Origin of the sequence: Methanospirillum sp., assembly GCF_028679455.1 — an archaeon.
In the GTDB taxonomy this organism is placed as follows: Archaea; Halobacteriota; Methanomicrobia; order Methanomicrobiales; family Methanospirillaceae; genus Methanospirillum.
This window is the reverse complement of record NZ_JAJRBM010000101.1, coordinates 1-2,934: the sequence shown is the minus strand read 5'-3', so window position 1 is coordinate 2,934 and position 2,934 is coordinate 1. Positions and strand designations below refer to the sequence as shown.

Below are 2,934 nucleotides of genomic sequence, written 5' to 3'. Positions count from 1 at the left end.
GAAGCCAAATTTATATCTCCATTCTATCCCGGATCCATCTAAATTAAAAAAGGAACTATTAGATACCCTCAATAATCGAACAAAGGTAAATATCAATCTCCTTCAGAATGAGGACATTCAGGATTTAGAAATCCAGGGAAAAACGCTTATCAGGATCCATGTTCCCCGGGCTACCCGGAAACAGCGACCGGTATACATTGGGTCCAATCCGCTCACGGGAACCTATATCAGAAAACATGAAAGTGATTACCTCTGTTCCGCTGAGCACGTGAAACAGATGCTTGGTGAGCAGGCACAAGATACCCGGGATGCGGTATTATTATCCGGTTTTTCATTTGAAGAAGATGTTGAAAAAGAGTCTTTTCGGATTTACCGGCAGAACTTTCAAAACCGGAAACCCGAGCATCCATTTAATGAATGTGATGATCGGGAATTTATGAGGCAGATTGGAGGATGGGCAAAAGAGAGAAGTTCAGGAAAAGAGGGACTTACTCTTGCCGGCCTCCTTATGTTTGGAAAATTCCGTTCTATTCTAGATGCTATTCCAAATTATATCGTAGATTATCAGGAGAGGGCTGGAACTGAAACACGGTGGGTTGATCGGGTAACGACTGATGGTTCCTGGTCTGGGAATCTCTATGATTTCTACCGGATAGTAACAAAGAAACTCTTCACTGATCTCAAAGTCCCGTTTCAACTCGAAGGTGATCACCGGATTGAGGATACGCCAGTTCACGAAGCCCTTCGTGAAGCATTTGTAAACACGCTGATTCATGCTGATTACTCTGGATCCTGCTCTATCCTCGTGGTGAAGCGTCCGGATCTTTATGGATTTAGAAATCCTGGTCTTATGAGAGTCCCTAAATTCGAGGCTCTCCGGGGAGGGACCAGTGATTGTCGGAATCGCAATCTTCAGAAGATGTTTCAATTCCTGGGGAGAGGAGAACAGGCAGGGTCCGGTGTTCCGATGATCTTTCAGAACTGGGCAAAACAGCACTGGCGGGAGCCCTATCTAGATGAGCGTTCTGATAGTAACCAGACGGTCCTTAAACTAAAGATGATTAGTCTGGTTCCAGAACCGGTTATTCGAGAACTGAATAAAAAATATGGGGCTGCATTTCAGGGTTTGTCTCAACTGGAGCAGGAGATACTCATCGCTGCTGGTACTGAGGAGTGTGTGAATCACCAACGGATGAAAGAACTGGTGAAAGATCATCCTCATGATATCTCTCGTTCGCTTCACGCTCTGGTTGAACATGGATTTCTTGAAAGTGATGGTTCAGGGAAGGCTACTTTCTACTATCTCCCCGGAAAGCACCCGATGCAGGATGAAATGTTCGGGGTTCATGGGTCTTCAAACGAGGTGAGCTCTGTACATATGGGAGAAAGCCCGGTACATTTGACCGCGAGCTTGGTACATTTGGAGGGAAGCTCTGATCGTTTGATCGATGATCCTGATATTCTTCCTGAACTCCAGGGGATTGCAAAACCAGTGTTTTCGACAGGGAAAGCATCCAAAGAGTTGATTGAAGAAACGATTATCCGGCTTTGTGAAGATCGGTTTCTGACCATTGATGAACTCGCAACATTGCTGAATAGAAATAAAAATTCCCTCCGAAGCAGATATATCAGTCAGATGATTGTAGATGGGAGGCTTATCCAGAAGTACCGGAATGTACCGAGTCACCCAAATCAGAAGTATACAACGGCTTTCGGTGGGAAGAAGGAAGATGGTTCGTGAATGATATAAAGAGACTAAGATTGGTGAGATTTCGAGAGAATTGACTCTTAATCATTCTCTCCAATTTACTTTCATGAAAAAATATCATAAAAGGGCGATTTTGATATCCGGGTAATCGCGACTAGTGAGCTGTAGATCACACCATTCATCCGGATATCTGGAGAAAAGAGAATTGAGACCTCTTTCCCTCTGTATTTTATCGGACGAGTACCAATCTTAAACTATCTTCCCGGATGGAATCATAAGATCAGGTTGAATGGATCACAGATCTCTATCTCTCCATTGGACCTGCCCGGAGCTTGCAGAACACATTCCACTCCTGAATATAATGTAGGTACATCTGAGCGACAAATATTACCAAGAATCGGTTAGAGATTGCCTGAATCAGGGTTCACACGAACGATACCATCCTGAGTTATGCGGGGATAAAACATCAGAATTGATCGGTGGTACGATATTCAGAAGATACCTTTTCATCACCCGGAATAGACTATCTCAAACATTTTACTCTCATAGATCATCTGGCCAGGCCCTGCATCGGCAGACTCAGATACCGGTTCATACACCTGGAACCTGAGGGAATGTAAACCTGAAGAGCGGAATTTTAATGGAACATCAAAGAAGTTCGTCTCTTTGCCGTCATTGCTCAGCCATTCGTGAACCAGTGGTACCTCCTCTTCATCAGGAAAGATCTTCGTCAGTACCTTCTGACGCTGCTTTGAATCGTGACGGATCCGGAAAAAAACCGGGAATCATTCACCGGTGTTGCAACCTTCATCTGTGGATGCCCGGGGGTCAGGGATCCCTGTCAGGGCGGCAACCAGGAGCACCAGGTACATACCTGCCGATATCGTAATGTCTCCTGAGGAACCGGAGCACCTTTTCAGACTCAACCCACCGCTTGTCGAGATTATGCACCATCTCGTTTATCGCGTCAATCTGGGAGACAAATCTCTTATTTAACAGGGAGTCGGTCTCTTCTGCCAGTATCATCATGATCGTAAGAGGATTACGGATTCCATCGTTTAATATCGAGAGTTCACCGAGATTGCGTTCAATCTGTTGCAGGAGAACATTTCTCTCCTCTTCAAACTTCATACGGTCCGTGATGTCATGTAGAACCGCAAGACCGGCATATCCTCCTTCGTGCGCAATGATCCTGAGATCTCCTTCAACCGGTATCTTCTTCCCGT

At 45.2% G+C, this 2,934-nt stretch carries 1 protein-coding gene and 1 pseudogene; one reads left to right on the top strand and one right to left on the bottom strand.

What is annotated here, in order from left to right:
* Positions 1 to 1,741: ATP-binding protein (locus LUQ50_RS03300; protein ID WP_300036145.1), on the top strand; the 1,741-nt coding region annotated here is incomplete at its 5' end.
* Positions 1,742 to 2,536: 795 nt separating this feature from the next.
* On the opposite strand, the pseudogene LUQ50_RS03295 reads toward LUQ50_RS03300, so the two are convergent.
* Positions 2,537 to 2,934, bottom strand: a pseudogene (locus LUQ50_RS03295) (hypothetical protein); the annotation flags it as partial.